We start from the raw sequence: 14,880 nt of genomic DNA, 5'->3' as shown, positions 1-14,880 counted from the left end.
GCCTCGCGTCCTCACACGACAGTCCCGCCGCTCGCGGGGCGCACATGCTAGCGCGCCCTGCGCGGGCACCGGTGACGCACGGCGGCTTTCACGCGACGCGCCATGGACGCTCCGGCGACCATCGTGTATTAAACCGGCTTCGTCCGCGCTTTCCCCCGAGCGCCCATCCCGAAGGCTCCCCTGGCCCACCGCATGCAGAAAGACACCGCGATTCGCCTGCTCATCGTCGACGACCGCGTGGAAGACGCAGAAGCGATCGTCAGTACCCTGCGCAACGGCGGCATCGCAGTACGCCCGCTGCGGCCGACCAACGCCGCCGAGCTGGCGCAGATGGTCGCCAGCCAGCCGATCGACCTGGTCGTGGCCGCCGACGCGGCCTCGATGCCGCTGGAACAGGTGCGCACCCAGGTCGCCGCCAGTGGCAAGGACCTCCCGCTGCTGCTGCTGGTGGACCGGATCGACGAGGCCGCCGTGCTCGCGACCCTGGGCGGCGGTGCCCGCGCCCTGGTCCTCAAGCACCGTCCCGAGCACCTGCTGGAAATCCTCAAGCGCGAATGGGCCGACCTGGACGCGCGCCGTGGCCTGCGCCGGCTGGAAGCGCAGCTGCGCGAGACGGAGCGCCGCTGCGACTCGCTGATCGCCTCCTCGCGCGATCCGGTGGCCTACATCCATGAAGGCATGCACATCCGCGCCAACGACGCTTACCTGGAGATGTTCGGGTTCGAATCGTTCGACGAGGTGGAAGGCATCTCGCTGCTGGACCTGGTCGGCCCGCAGCACATCGACGGCTTCAAGCAGCTGCTCAAATCGATGTCCAAGGGCGAGCCGCCGCCGCCGGAATACCTGATGGAGGCGCGCCATGTCGATGGCAGCACCTTCCCGGCGAAGATGGAGTTCGTCACCGCCAGCTACGAGGGCGAGGCCTGCGTGCAGGTCGTGTTCCGGCGCCGCGAGGAACTGGACCCGGAACTGGCGCGCGAGGTCGAGGAGCTGCGCCGTCGCGACCAGGTGACCGGCTTGTTGAACCGGCCGACCTTCATGCACCTGCTCGAGGACACCGTCGCCACGATCGGGCGCGACGGCGGCCAGTACGGCTTCCTGCTGGTCGATCCGGACCACTACGCGCGACTGCTGCCGGACATCGGCCTGGACTCGGCCGACGCACTGATCGCGGCGCTGGCCGCGCGGGTGCGCACGTCCGTGGACGCCGACATCAAGGTCGCGCGTTTCGGCGAGCACAGTTTCGCCCTGCTGCTGGAGGGCAACCATGCGCGCACGCGGGCGGTGGCCGACGCCTTGCGCGAAGCCTTCGCCACCCACGTGTTCAGCGTCGGTGCGCGTTCGGTCACGGTGACCGCGAGCATTGGCGGCGTGCAGGTCGGCGAGAAGATCGCCAGCGTGCCGCAGATCCTGGCGCGGGCGAACCAGTGCCTGAATTCCGCCGTCGAACTGGGCGGCAACACGGTGCAGGTGTTCGACCCGGGCGCCGTCGACCGCGCCGAGGAAGAGCGCATCCAGTTGTGGGTCTCGCGCATCCGCGAGGCCCTGGTCGGCGAGGGTTTCACCCTGCATTACCAGCCCGTGATGAGCCTGCAGGGCGAGCCGGGCGAGCTCTACGAGGCGCACCTGCGGGTGGACGCCAACGGCGAGCTGGTCACGCCGTCGGGCTTCCTCGGCATCGCCGAGGAGCATGGCCTGCTCGGTGAAATCGACCTGTGGGTGGTGCGCCGGGCGATCACCGTGCTCGGCGAGCGGGAGCGCGCCGGTCGCCAGACCCGGATGCTGGTGCGGATCAGCCCGGCATCGTTCGCCAGCACGACCATGGCCGACCTGATCGGCCGCGAACTGGCCGCGCACGGCGTTCCAGGCGAACGGCTGTGGCTGGAGGCGCCGGAGGCGAAGGTGTTCACCCACCTGCGCAACGCCCAGCAGTTCCTGGCCGCGGTGGCGCCGATGGGTTGCCGTTTCGGGCTCGAACAGTTCGGTTCCGGGCTCGATTCCTTCCAGCTGCTGGCGCACCTCAAGCCGTCGTTCTTCAAGATCGACCCGGGCTTGACCGACGAGATGGGCAGGCCGGGCGAGGTCCAGGACAAGGTCCGCGAGATCACCACGCGCGCGGGCGAAGCCGGCATCACCACGATCGCCGAGCACGTGGAGGATGCGCAGGCGATGAGCCAGCTGTTCAGCGCCGGCGTGGACTATGTCGCAGGCGGCTTCGTCGCGCCGGTGGGCGCGGCGATGAATTTCGACTTCAGCTGAGTCCCGGAGCGGCCCCCGCGCCGCGATCCGGACCCGGAGGAGCGTCATGCGCGAGCAGGACAGGCGGGATCCGGAGACGCACGATCCGTCTCGTTTCGAGACCCACCGGGTGGATGCGCCGCCGCCGTCGTTCGAGCCGCGTGACCTGTGGGCCGACGACGTGGCACTTCGCGAGGGCATCGCGCTCGCCGGCGCGCAGGGGCATGCCGACAGCCTCCAGGCCTATGGCCGGCTTGCCGGCGACGAGCTGTACCGGCTGGGCTTCGACGCCAATCGCGACCGCCCGCGACTGCGCACCCATGATCGGCATGGCCGCCGCATCGACGTGGTCGAGTTCCATCCGGCCTACCACCGGCTGCTCGAGCAGGCCAAGGCGCACGGAGTGGCCGGCCTGTCATGGCAGGAAAAGGGCCGGCGGGCACACGTGGCGCGTGCCGCTCTCAGCTACCTGCACCACCAGGCCGAGGCCGGCACCAGCTGCCCCCTGACCATGACCCATGCGGCGGTGCCGGTGCTGCGGCGCGAGCCGGCGTTGCGCGAGTGGGCGGACAAGGCAGCAGCGCCGCGCTACGACCCGCGCGACGTGCCGGTGGCGGGCAAGGCCGGGCTCACCATCGGCATGGGCATGACCGAGAAGCAGGGAGGCTCGGACGTGCGCAGCAATGCCACCACCGCCACGCCGCTGCCGGCAGGCGATGGCTACGCGCTGGTGGGACACAAGTGGTTCTTTTCCGCGCCGATGTCCGATGGTTTCCTGGTGCTGGCCCAGGCTCCCGGTGGGCTCGCTTGCTTCCTGATGCCGCGGCGGCTGGCCGATGGCACGAAGAACGCATTCCGGCTGATGCGGCTGAAGGACAAGCTCGGCGACTGGGCGAACGCTTCTAGCGAAGTGGAATTCTGCGGCGCGCAGGCCTGGCGCGTAGGCGAGGAGGGGCGTGGCGTGGCCACGATCCTGGAGATGGTGATGCTGACCCGGCTGGACTGCATGCTCGGCGCGGCCGCCGAAGTGCGCATGGCCCTGGCCCAGGCGCTGCACCATGCGCGCCATCGGCGCGCGTTCGGGCGGCGCCTGGTCGAACATCCGCTGATGGCCAACGTGCTGGCCGATCTTGCGATCGAGTCGGAGGCGGCGACGTCTTTCGCGCTGCACGTGGCCGCGGTGGTCGACGCGGCGGCCACCGACCGCGAGGCCGCCGCCTTCGCACGCATCGCCACCGCGATCGGGAAGTACTGGCTGTGCCGGCGCGCGCCGGTCCTGGTCAACGAAGCGCAGGAGTGCCTGGGCGGTGCCGGTTATGTCGAGGATTCGATCCTGCCGCGCCTGTACCGGCAGGCGCCGCTCAATTCGATCTGGGAGGGCAGCGGCAATATCCAGTGCCTGGACGTGCTGCGCGCGCTTTCGCGCGAACCCGCCGCGACGCGGGCGCTGCACGATGCGCTCGAACGGGCGGCCGCATCCCATCCGCTGCTGGAACGCGAGGCGGCGGGATTGAACCAGCAGCTCGCAGCCGCCGAAGTACCGGAAGCGCAGGCACGCTCGTTGGTCGAGCGCCTTGCGCTGGTGCTCCAGGGCTCGGCCCTGCTCGCCGTGGGCAGCCCCCTGGCGGAGGCGTTCCTGCGCAGCCGCCTCGGCGGCGAACACGGGTTGGCGATGGGCACCTTGCCGTCGGATCTCGATTTCACCGGCATCCTTTCCCGCGCGCTGCCGGTGTAGAGGCTGCGTTCAACCAATGCAGGTGGAGCCGGCAAGCAGGTTTCGCCGATCCATGCAGAAGCCGGCTTCAGCTGGCGCCATGGAACAACCGGCATGGGTGATGCGCCACGGCGACAGCTTCGATGCAGCGGATCAGTCCAGGAACTGCAGCCGCGCCAGCTCCGCATACAGGCCGCCCTGCGCGAGCAACTGTTCGTGGGTGCCTTCGGCGACGATCCGGCCCTGGTCGATGACCACGATCCGGTCGGCGCGCAGCACCGTAGCCAGGCGGTGTGCGACCACCAGCGTGGTGCGGCCACGCATCAGGTTCTCCAGCGCATGCTGCACCGCGCGTTCGCTCTGCGCGTCCAGCGCGCTGGTGGCCTCGTCCAGCAGCAGCACCGGTGCGTCCTTGAGCAGCGCCCGGGCGATCGCCACGCGCTGTTGCTGGCCACCGGACAGGCGCGCGCCGCGCTCGCCCAGTTCGCTGGCATAGCCCTGCGGCAGCGCTTCGATGAAACCGTCGGCCTCCGCGGCGCGCGCGGCGGCGCGCACCTCGTCGTCGCTGGCATCGAGCCGGCCGTAGCGGATGTTGTCCATCGCGCTGGCCGCGAACAGCACCGGGTGCTGCGGCACCAGTGCCACCTGCGCGCGCAGGGCGGCAGGGTCGGTTTCGCGCAGGTCGATGCCGTCGATCCGGACCGCGCCCGACTGCGGATCGTGGAAGCGCAGCAGCAGCGAGAGCACCGTGCTCTTGCCTGCACCCGACGGGCCGACCAGGGCGACCGTCTCGCCATGGCGCACGTGCAGGTCGAAGCCCTGCAGCGCCGGCGCATCCAGCCGTTCGGGGTAGTGGAACATCACCTGCTCGAAGCGGATGTCGCCCTGCAGCGGCGACGGCAGCGCGACCGGCCGGGCCGGCGTGGCGACCTGCGGCTGTTCCTGCAGCAGTTCGGAGATGCGGCCCATGCCGCCGGCGGCGCGCTGCAGCTCGTTCCACACTTCGGCCAGCGCGCCCACCGAGCCACCGCCGATCAGCGCGTACAGCACGAACTGGCCGAGCGTGCCGGCGGTCATCGTGCCCTCGATCACCTGGTGCGCGCCGGACCACAGGACCAGAACGATCGCGCCGAATACCAGCACGATGGCGGCGGCGGTGACCATGGCCTGCGCGCCGATCCGCCGACGCGCGGTGGCCACGGCGACGTCCAGCGCCGCGCCGAAGCGTCCGCGTTCGTAGGGTTCGCGGGCGTAGGCCTGGACCGTGCGCACCGCGCCCAGGGTCTCGGCGGCCAGTGCGTTGGCATCGGCGACGCGATCCTGGCTCGCACGCGAGGCCTTTTCCAGCCGGCGCGCACCCAGCACGATCGGCAGCACCGAAAGCGGGATGCCGACCAGCGAGTACGCAGCCAGGTGCGGGCTGGTCACGAACAGCATCACCAGGCTGCCCACCACGGTCACGCTGCTGCGCAGGGCCACGGACATCGTCGTGCCGATCACGCTGCGCAGCAGTTCGCTGTCGGCCGACAGGCGCGAGACCAGCTCGCCGCTGCGGCTGCGGTCGTGGAACGCGGGATCGAGTCCGATCAGGTGCGCATAGAGCTGGCTGCGCAGGTCGGCGACCACCTTTTCGCCGAGCAGCGACACGAAGAAGAAGCGCGCCGCGGTCGCCGCTGCGAGCACCACGGCGACCACGAACAGCAGGCCGAAGGCCTGGTTGATCTGGCTGCCGCCGCCGAAGCCGTGGTCGATCATGTAGCGCACCGCCACCGGCAGGCTCAGGGTCGCGCTGGAAGACACGGCCAGCGCGACCAGCCAGGCGCCGAACAGCCCGCGGTGGCGGCGTACGAACGGCCACAGCGTGCGCAGGCTTCCAAGCCGGCGCATGCGGCCGTCGCGTTCGTTGTCGTTCTCGGCCATCAATGGGTCTCCGGGTGCTGCGGAATGTGGAAGCGGACGCGGTCGCGGGTGGCGTCGCGCAGCCTCCGCTGGAGGGCATCGACCTGCGCGGCGGGCAGGCGCAGCGACAGGTGCGCGCCGTCGGCCTCGAAGCGCTCGCCGGTTTTCTCGGCCGCATGCGCGGGCAGCGCCGCGTGCACCAGGCCCAGGTCGTCGAACGCGCAGGCCAGCCCGAGGTCGGCCATCGCCACCAGTGGCTGGCGAGGGGCGATGCGCAGGCATTCGGCGGCCGTGCCGCCGTACGCGCGCACCAGTCCGCCAGCGCCCAGCTTGATCCCGCCGTACCAGCGGGTCACCACCACGGCGATCCGGTCGTAACCCTGGCCGTCGATCGCCGCCAGGATCGGGCGTCCAGCTGTCCCGGCCGGTTCGCCGTCGTCGCTGGAGCGGTAATCCTGGCCGATCCGCCACGCCCAGCAATTGTGGGTGGCGTCGGGATCGGAGACCCGCGCGACGAACTGCATGGCCGGCACCGGGCCATCCACCGCCTCGGCGTGGGCAAGGAAGCGGCTGTGCCGGACTTCGAGCAGGTGCGTGGCCGGGGCGGCGAGGGTATCGGTCATCTCTGCGCGCATTGTAGCCGCCGGGTCCGCGGCCGCCGGCGCGCTGTGGCGCCCGATGGAGCTCAGGGCGCGAGCAGGCGCAGGTCGTCGGGCAGCGGCACGTCCGGATGGGTGGCGACGAAGCGCGCCATGCTGGCCCGCGCGAGTTCCTGTTCGCCACGGCCGGCGCGCTCGCGGATGCGCTGCAGCCACTGGGTGGCCGGCAGGCGGGCGTCAGCATCGATCATGGCCGTTGCCGTGGCCAGCGATAGGCCCGCCGCGTCGGCGGCGACGGCCTGGGGCGGATCTGCGGCGAAACCGTCATCGGCCGACGCGGCACGGGCGCGCTCGGCGGGTATCGTGCCGGCCGCTGCACCCATGTCCGCGACCGGGGCTGGAGGAGCAGGCGGTGAGGGTTCCTGATAAACGTCGGTCGGGCGCGGTTCGGCCACATCCACCGGCGGTGCGGCGGGGGGCGGCGGCAAGGCGGCGGAAGGAGCGGCAGCCATCTGGCGGGCGGCCTTCTCGGCACGCTGGCTGGTCCGCTGCGACGCGGCGGCGACCGCTGCCTGCTGGGCGCGTGCCTGTTCGGCCTCGGCAGCGGCCCGCGTCTCGGCCTGGCGGGCGGCCTTTTCCTGGCGCTGGTCCGTCCGCTCGCGGGCCGCGGCCACGGCCACGGCCACGCGCTGTTGCTCTGGCGGTGCCTGCCTGGTCGATGGTTCAGTCATCGGTGCAGGCGGCGGAGCCATTTCGGCAACGGGCGCGGTGGCGGGGTGCGAGGCTGCGTCCTCCGCTTCCGGCGGCTGGATGGATACCTCGTCCCGCACCGGCGCCGGAGCCGGCAGCGGCGGTTCGCGCAGCTGCCAGGCGACGCCGACCGCCAACGTCACCGAGGCGGCCAGGCCCAGCGTGGCCGGCCAGCGCAGTCGGCGGCGACGCGGCGCGGACACCTGCGCAGGGCGCGAAGACGCACGCGCGGCGGCCAGGATGCGTGCGTCCAGTCCCGCCGATGGCTCGGCCAGCTCGCTGTCGGCCAGCAGGCGTGCCAACGCGCGCTCTTCCGGGTCCAGGGGTTCGTGGCGTTCGTGCTGCGGATTCATGGGTTCAACCTCGCGCGCAGCTTGTCCAGCGCATAGCGCAGCCGCGATTTGACGGTTTCCCGGCCGACGCCGGTGATCTGCCCGATTTCCTCCAGGCTCAGTTCCTGCTGCAGGCGCAGCAGCACCGCCTCGCGCTGTTCTTCGGGCAGTTCGTCGAGTGCCTGTTGCAGGGACTGGCGCCCTTCCTCGCGTGCCGCCACGCGCTCGGGATCGTCCGGGTCGGCCAGGGCGGCCACGCGCAGGTCCGCGTCGATCGGCGCCGCGGGCCGGTGGCGTTGGGCGCGCCAGTGGTCGTTGAGCCGGTTGTGCGCGATCCGGTACAGCCAGGTGGAAAACGCGGCCTCCGGCTTCCAGCCCTCGCGGGCGGCGATCACCCGTTGCCAGACGTCCTGGTAGACCTCTTCGGCCTGGGGCCGGTCGCGCAGCTGGCCGAGCAGGAACCGGAACAGGGGGCCGCGGTGCCGCGCGTACAGGGTTTCGAACGCGGCCGCTTCACCGCCTGCCCAGGCGAGCATCAGCGCTTCATCGGTCGTCTCGGCCACGGGCTGGTCCATGGCCACCAGACTACGGTTCGGCGGGCGCGGCGCAAGCGGTTGCCGGGCGATGGCCGGCAAGGCCGCCATGCGCGGCAGGGTGCAGGGGAACGACATGCCATGAACAACGCACGGGCGGGCGGATGGGGTCCGGACTGCATACGCGGGCATCGTCGGCGTTATGCTTGGGTCGAGGGGCAGCACCCGGGGATGCATGAGTCCAGCAAGCACACTTGAAAGCGCACCGCTGGCGCAGGCTGCGGTCGGGCCGCGCACGCCCCTGGAGCGCGCAGCCGCCACCCTGCATGCACTGCTGCCGGCGGGCGCGCAGCTGGCCGTGGGCTGGCGCGACGCAACCCTGGGCAATCGTTTCCTGATGGAACCGCCGATCCAGACCGGCCCGGCACGTCGCCTGGAGCTGGCCCTGGCCGAAGCCGGCTCGCTGGCGCAGGAGCCGGGGACCGTGTCGGCGTACTGGAACGACGAGGAAGGCGCGAACGTGTCGCTGGTGGCGCAGCTGCAGGGCCCGCTGGACGCCGCCGCGCGCGAAGCCTGGGTTGCCACGGCGCGGACGTTGCTGGGATCGGCGCTGGAGGCGTCCCGGGCGCAAGCGCGGATCGAGAGGCTCGAGAAGTCGCGGCGCCTGCAGCAGGCGCTGTTCGAGATCGCCGAGCTGGCCAGCGCCGAGGTCGAGATGGGCGACATGCTGCATCGCCTGCACGCGATCATCGGTTCGCTGATGTATGCGCCCAATTGCTACATCGTCACCTACGACGACACGCGCGAGTCGCTGCGCTTCGTCTACTTCGCCGACGAGGCCGACGCCTACCAGCCCGACCCCGAGCAGGAGTGGACCGATGCGGACATGCCCAACAGCCTGACGTTCGCGCTGCTGCGCCACGGGCGCGCGCTGCGCGGGCCGTCGACCCTGATCCGGCGCAAGCTGCAGGTCCAGTACAGCGAGATCCAGGGTCCCGACAGCCAGGACTGGCTGGGCGTGCCGATGAAGCGCGGCGAGCGGGTCTGCGGCGCGATCGTGGTGCAGAGCTACGACCGGCCGGCCAGCTACACCGATGAAGACCGTGCCTTGCTGGGCTACGTCGCCCAGCACGTGCTGACCACCATCGACCGTCGCCAGGCCCAGGTCGAACTCGAACGCCGGGTACGCGAACGCACGCTCGAATTGCAGCACGCCAACCGCGAGCTGCAGGAGGAAGTGGTCGAGCGCCAGCGCGCCGAACGCCTGCAGCATGCGCTGTTCCGCATCACCGAGATGGCGATGAGCTCCGAGTCGCTGGAGCAGTACCACGCCAAGGTGCATGCGGCGGTCGACGAACTGATCTATGCGCGCAATTTCTACATCGCGCTGCTCAGCGACGACCAGGAGTCGATCGAGTTCGTGTACTCGGTCGACGAGAAAGGCGACCACCGGCCGGCGCGCAAGCTCAGCAACGGCCTGACCGAATACGTGCTGCGCATGCGCGAGGCTTTGCTGGTCGACCGCAGCGACATCGACCGCCTGGCCGGCGAGGGCGAGATCCACGAGTACGGCATCCAGGCCTACAGCTGGCTGGGCGTGCCGCTGCACCGGGACAGCGACGTGGTCGGCGTGCTGGCCGTGCAGAGCTATACCGCCGACATCCGCTTCACGGCCGACGACCAGCGCCTGCTGACCTTCGTCGCCCACAACATCAGCAATGGCCTGGCCCGGCAGCGTTCGCAGGAGCGGTTGCGCGCGGCGCATTCCGAGCTCGAACAGCGCGTGGTCGAGCGCACCACCGAGCTGGAGGAGGCCAACGAGCAGCTGGTCGCGCAGATCGGCGAGCGCATGCGCGCCGAGGAACGGCTGACCCACCAGGCCCTGCACGACACCCTGACCGGGCTGCCCAACCGCGCCTACCTGCTGGACTGCATGGCCAGCGCGATCGAACGCGCGCAGCTGGGCGACGGCATGCCGTTCGCGGTGCTGTTCCTGGACCTGGACCGGTTCAAGCTGGTCAACGACAGCATCGGCCACGCCGCCGGCGACGAGCTTCTGATCGAGGTCGCCAAGCGCCTGGTCTCGGCGATGCGGGCCGAGGATGTGGTTGCCCGGCTCGGTGGCGACGAGTTCGCGATCCTGGTCAGCTGCCCGGACGGCGGCGGCAGCGTGCGCGACCTGGCGCCGCGGTTGCTGGCCCTGATCGGCAGGCCGCTGTGGGTGGCCGGACGCGAACTGTTTCCTTCGGCCAGCATGGGTATCGCCCTGTGGCACCCGCGCTACAACACCGGTGAGGAGCTGCTGCGCGACGCGGATGCGGCCATGTACCGGGCCAAGAACGAGGGTCGCGACCGCTACGCCATCTTCGACGAGGACATGCGCGAGCAGGCCGTGCGCAGCCTGGACCTGGAGGCGGACCTGCGCCGGGCGATCATCAGCCGCGACTTCCTGCCGTACTACCAGCCGATCATCCGCCTCGAGGATGGCGAGGTGATCGGCCACGAAGCGCTGCTGCGCTGGCAGCACGAGCGCCGCGGCCTGCTGCCTCCGGCCGAGTTCATCGCGCTGGGCGAGGAGAGCGGCCTGATCGAGCAGGTCGACTGGCTGCTGTACGAGCAGGTGATCGGCGAACTGGCCCGGGGCGGCAGCGGTTACGTGTCGGTCAACGTGTCGCCGCGGCACTTCCGTTCGCCGGATTTCGCCGACCGGCTGCTCGGCCTGCTGCAGTCGGCCGACGCCGATCCGTCGCGACTGCGGGTGGAGATCACCGAGGTGGCGCTGCTGGACGACGCGCCGCGCACGCTGCGCATCCTCAACACCCTGCGCGAGCACGGCGTGCTCGCGCAGCTGGACGATTTCGGCACCGGCTTCTCCGCGCTGTCGTACCTGCACCGGTTCCCGATCTCAGGATTGAAGATCGACCGCAGCTTCGTCGCCGGCCTGGACGAGGACGGGGGACGCCAGGAAAGCCTGGCCCTGGTCCGCGCGATCCTGGCACTGGCCGGTACGCTGGGCATCGAGACGGTGGGCGAGGGCGTGGAAACCGAACTGCAGCGCGACACGCTGAAGGAAATGGGCTGCAGCTGCGGGCAGGGGTTCCTGCTCGGCCGTCCTGCGGCACGTCGCCTGGCCTGAGCCGCCGCCTGAGCCGCCACGCGCTGCGCCGGGGTTCGGGCGCCGTTGCCGTCGCCCGTCTAGAATGCGCGCATGCAGCATGACGCCGTCACCCGCCCCACGCCTCCCGCCTCGGCCGCACCGTGGCCGCGCCGTCCCACCCGCCAGGTCCTGATCGGCGGGGTTGCCGTGGGTGGAGGCGCGCCGGTGGTGGTCCAGTCGATGACCAACACCGATACGGCCGACGTGGCCTCTTCGGTGAAGCAGGTCGCCGAGCTGTGGCGCGCGGGCTCCGAACTGGTCCGGTTGACGGTGAATACCCCCGAAGCCGCGGCGGCCATCCCGCGCATCCGCGACAAGCTGGTGATGATGGGCGTGGACGTCCCGCTGATCGGCGACTTCCATTACAACGGGCACCAGCTGCTCGCCGGCGAACCGGCCTGCGCCGAGGCGCTGGCCAAGTACCGGGTCAATCCGGGGAATGTCGGCTTCGGCAGGAAGAAGGACACCCAGTTCGCCGCGATCATCGAGAAGGCGCTGGAGTACGGCAAGGTCGTGCGCATCGGCGCCAACTGGGGCTCGCTGGACCAGTCGCTGGCCGCGCGCCTGATGGACGAGAACCACGCCCGCGCCGAGCCCTGGGACGCCGGCCGCGTGCTGCGCGAGGCATTGATCCTCTCGGCGGTGGATTCGGCCGCGCGCGCGGTCGAACTCGGCCTGCCGGCCGAGCGCATCGTGCTCAGCTGCAAGGTCAGCGGTGTGCAGGAGCTGATCGCGGTCTACCGCGACCTGGCCGCGCGCTGCGACTACGCGCTGCACCTGGGCCTGACCGAGGCGGGCATCGGCAGCAAGGGCATCGTGGCCTCCGCCGCGGCGTTGTCGGTGCTGCTGCAGGAAGGCATCGGCGACACCATCCGCATCTCGCTGACCCCCGAGCCGGGCCAGTCGCGCACCACCGAGGTCGTGGTCGCGCAGGAACTGCTGCAGACGACCGGGCAGCGCGCCTTCACCCCGATGGTCACCGCCTGCCCGGGCTGCGGCCGCACCACCAGCACGTTCTTCCAGGAGCTGGCCAAGACCGTGCAGGAGCACGTGCGCGCGAAGATGCCCGAATGGCGCGTCTCGCATCCCGGGGCCGAGAACCTGTCCCTGGCGGTGATGGGCTGCGTGGTCAATGGTCCGGGCGAGTCGCGCCACGCCAACATCGGCATTTCCCTGCCGGGGATCGGCGAAGCGCCTTCGGCACCGGTGTTCGTCGACGGCGAGAAGAAGGTCACCCTGAAGGGCGAGAACATCGCCGCTGAATTCGTCGCCCTGATCGACGACTACGTCGACACCCGCTATGCCCGCAGGGCCGGCTGAGGCCCGCTCGCGCCTGTCTTCCCTGGCCGCGGTGCTGCGCGGCAACCTGGGCCTGCTCGTCGTGCTGTTCGCCTGCGTGCTGCTGCCGCTGTGGGTGTTCGCCGAACTGGCCGACGAAGTGCACGAGATGGAAGCGCTGGTCTTCGACGACGCACTGCTGATGCGCCTGCACGGCTGGACGTCACCGGGCTGGGACCGGTTCTTCCTGTGGTTCAGCCTGGCCGGTTACCGCTATGGGGTGATCCCGGTCGACATCCTTTTGTCGCTGGCGCTGCTCGCCTTCCGTCGCTGGCGCGAGGCGGTCTTCGCGATCGCCGCCTTCGCCGGCTCGGCGTTGCTCAACGTGGCGACCAAGCATTATTTCCAGCGCGCGCGCCCGTCGCTGTGGGAATCGATCGCGCCGGAGACGACCTTCAGTTTCCCCAGCGGCCATGCGATGGGTTCGATGACCCTGGCCGCCGTGCTGGTGCTGCTGGCCTGGCACACGCGCTGGCGCTGGCCGGTGCTGGTCCTGGCCGTCGTGTTCACCGGCCTGGTCGGCGTGTCGCGGCTCTACCTGGGCGTGCACTATCCGTCCGACGTGCTGGGCGGCTGGGCGGCGGGGCTGGCCTGGACCAGTGGTGCCTACCTGGTGCTGTTCCGGCAGCGGCGCCCGTGGCAGGACGGTTCCCGCTGGAGCGCGCCTGCGGCTTGAGCGTTCATTCATCCCAGCGGTCGGCCAGTGTTTCGATATGCGCTGCCAGCAGTTCGGCGATGCGTGCATGGTCGTCGAGGGACGGATGCCCGTGGCAGCCGGACATCTGCAGGCCGGCGACGGGCAGGTAGGTGACGGGCACATCGCCGTCGGCATTCAGCCGGGCGACCACCCGTTCGACTTCCGCGCGGATCTCGCCACCGAACAGGTCGGTGGACCAGAGGACGAAGCGGGCTGCAGGGTAGCGGTCGCGCAGCGATCGCACGAAGGCGACGTAAGCGCGTTCGTAGTCGGAGTACAGCGCTTGCCGATCCTTCCAGCGCTCGCCCGCCGCCAGGGGCGTGGAGAAGTCGTTGGTGCCCAGCGCGATGACCACCACCTGTGGATGCCAGCCTTCGTCGCCCGCGCGCTCGGAGCGGTCGAACAGCGCGTAGGGATAGGCCTGGGGCAGCGTATCGGCCGCCATGCCACCGTAGTTGCGCACCACGCCGCGCCCGGAGATGGCGTTGATCCGGTAGTCCGCGCCGTACCGCGCGGCCAGCAGCGGCCCGTAGGCGCGGGTGTTGTCGGTCGTCGCCCAGACCTCCGCCTCGCTGCACTCGCGCCGTGGCGACAGGTTGCCGTAGCCGACGGTGTGCGAGTCACCGATGAACTCGATGCGCCGCTCGCGCAGCGGCGGCGGCAGCCGCTGGCTGCCGGCGGGCAGGAAAATGCCGCCGAAGTGGTTGGGCCCCGCCTGGTTCTCGGTGGCCGCCTGGATGCGCAGGATGTGCGGGCGATTTCCGGCCAGGCCGGAGACGCGGTACAGGCCGGGCGCGGGCCTGGCCAGGGTGGCGGCCGTGCGTCCGTCGACCTCCACATGGAGGATGGTCGCGCCCGCGCCGACCTCGAAGACGGCCTCGCCGCCGGCGAAGGCGGTTTCGAAGTACAGGCCCGGCCACTGCCAGGTCCAGCCGCCGGAGCCCGGCGTGGTCGCGACGCGGCCGCCAATGGCGAAGTGCGCCGGGGCCAGGCCCTCCATGGTGGGCGCGTCCACGCGCGCCACGGACGCTGCCCTGGCCGGCGCCACGAACGGGGCCGCGCACGCGCAGGCCAGGAGCAGGGCGTGGAACGTCTTCTTCATGCAGGCGCGGATCCGGGCGGCGGTGCCTGCGATCCTAAACGAGCGTTCGCGATGTTGCCGGGGTTGCCTTCGCGCAAGAAAAAAGCCACCCGGAGGTGGCTTTCGGAAAAGTGGTGGGCCAGGGTCGCCATAATAATACTCGTAAGTTGCTGTAACGCAATAACTTTATGTGATTCGCTATTTCTTGTTGCCGTCAAAGTTACCGTCAAAGTTGGTCCGCTAAGGCTAGTGCGCTGTCGCGTGCTGCCACTGCAGCGCTCATCCACGCGGTGACTTCGGTGGACACCCAGGCAGTAGCGCCGCCGCCGGGTAGCTGCACAGCCTTGGGAAACTTCCCGGAAGCTGCCCAAGCGTAGAGGGTGCTCTTGCTTACGCCGATGGCGCCAGTGACCTCCTTCGCTCGCATGAACCAGTAGGGGACCGTGGGTTGTTGTAGTTCGATCATGTGGATTTCTCAAACGATGAAAGGCTCGCCAGCGTGTAACGCGGGCGAATCAATCGGATTGGGTGGTGTATTTCTG

11 protein-coding genes are annotated in these 14,880 nt (G+C 70.3%); 5 read left to right on the top strand and 6 right to left on the bottom strand.

What is annotated here, in order from left to right; translation table 11 throughout:
• Positions 1-192: 192 nt before the first annotated feature.
• Both MNQ95_RS15380 and MNQ95_RS15375 read left to right on the top strand, forming a co-directional pair.
• Entirely contained in the window at positions 193-2,259 is a 2,067-nt protein-coding gene (locus tag MNQ95_RS15380; RefSeq protein ID WP_162410963.1) for a GGDEF/EAL domain-containing response regulator, read from the top strand.
• 46 nt (positions 2,260-2,305) lie between these two features.
• Positions 2,306-3,973, top strand: coding sequence for an acyl-CoA dehydrogenase family protein (locus MNQ95_RS15375; protein WP_241953396.1), 1,668 nt, complete (start codon positions 2,306-2,308; stop codon positions 3,971-3,973).
• Positions 3,974-4,105: 132 nt separating this feature from the next.
• Here the strand turns inward: MNQ95_RS15375 and MNQ95_RS15370 are convergent, their stop codons facing one another.
• The 4 genes from MNQ95_RS15370 to MNQ95_RS15355 all read right to left on the bottom strand — a co-directional run bounded on the left by MNQ95_RS15370 (position 4,106) and on the right by MNQ95_RS15355 (position 8,107).
• On the bottom strand, positions 4,106-5,872 hold the full coding sequence (locus MNQ95_RS15370) for an ABC transporter transmembrane domain-containing protein (RefSeq protein WP_241953395.1): 1,767 nt from the start codon (positions 5,870-5,872) through the stop codon (positions 4,106-4,108).
• Positions 5,872-6,474, bottom strand: coding sequence for an IMPACT family protein (locus tag MNQ95_RS15365; protein WP_241953394.1), 603 nt, complete (start codon positions 6,472-6,474; stop codon positions 5,872-5,874). Before MNQ95_RS15365 ends, MNQ95_RS15370 begins: the two co-directional genes overlap by 1 nt.
• A 62-nt stretch (positions 6,475-6,536) precedes the next feature.
• Positions 6,537-7,553, bottom strand: a complete 1,017-nt coding sequence (locus tag MNQ95_RS15360) for a hypothetical protein (protein WP_241953393.1) — start codon at positions 7,551-7,553, stop codon at positions 6,537-6,539.
• Positions 7,550-8,107 carry an RNA polymerase sigma factor gene (locus MNQ95_RS15355; RefSeq protein WP_162410984.1) on the bottom strand — a complete coding sequence of 186 codons (558 nt, stop codon included), beginning with the start codon at positions 8,105-8,107 and terminating at the stop codon, positions 7,550-7,552. Before MNQ95_RS15355 ends, MNQ95_RS15360 begins: the two co-directional genes overlap by 4 nt.
• A gap of 193 nt (positions 8,108-8,300) precedes the next feature.
• On the opposite strand from MNQ95_RS15355, the gene MNQ95_RS15350 reads away from it, so the two are divergent.
• The 3 genes from MNQ95_RS15350 (at position 8,301) to MNQ95_RS15340 (ending at position 13,236) form a co-directional block, all read left to right on the top strand.
• A complete protein-coding gene (locus MNQ95_RS15350; protein WP_241953392.1) occupies positions 8,301-11,201 on the top strand; it encodes a bifunctional diguanylate cyclase/phosphodiesterase in 2,901 nt (966 codons plus the stop codon).
• 72 nt (positions 11,202-11,273) lie between these two features.
• Complete coding sequence (gene ispG / locus MNQ95_RS15345; protein WP_241953391.1) at positions 11,274-12,542, top strand: flavodoxin-dependent (E)-4-hydroxy-3-methylbut-2-enyl-diphosphate synthase; 1,269 nt, start codon at positions 11,274-11,276, stop codon at positions 12,540-12,542.
• A complete protein-coding gene (locus MNQ95_RS15340; RefSeq protein WP_162411069.1) occupies positions 12,523-13,236 on the top strand; it encodes a phosphatase PAP2 family protein in 714 nt (237 codons plus the stop codon). The genes ispG and MNQ95_RS15340 overlap by 20 nt, the downstream gene beginning before the upstream one ends.
• Positions 13,237-13,240: 4 nt before the next feature.
• Here the strand turns inward: MNQ95_RS15340 and MNQ95_RS15335 are convergent, their stop codons facing one another.
• Positions 13,241-14,359, bottom strand: a complete 1,119-nt coding sequence (locus MNQ95_RS15335; RefSeq protein ID WP_241953390.1) for an SGNH/GDSL hydrolase family protein — start codon at positions 14,357-14,359, stop codon at positions 13,241-13,243.
• A 205-nt stretch (positions 14,360-14,564) separates the two neighbouring features.
• Complete coding sequence (locus MNQ95_RS15330; protein WP_241954444.1) at positions 14,565-14,765, bottom strand: helix-turn-helix transcriptional regulator; 201 nt, start codon at positions 14,763-14,765, stop codon at positions 14,565-14,567.
• Between the last annotated feature and the right edge of the window lie 115 nt (positions 14,766-14,880).

The sequence above is a fragment of the Pseudoxanthomonas daejeonensis genome, from assembly GCF_022637495.1.
GTDB classification, from domain to species: domain Bacteria; phylum Pseudomonadota; class Gammaproteobacteria; order Xanthomonadales; family Xanthomonadaceae; genus Pseudoxanthomonas; species Pseudoxanthomonas daejeonensis.
Note: the sequence above shows the minus strand (reverse complement) of the source record. Positions and strands in the feature narration are given on the sequence as shown.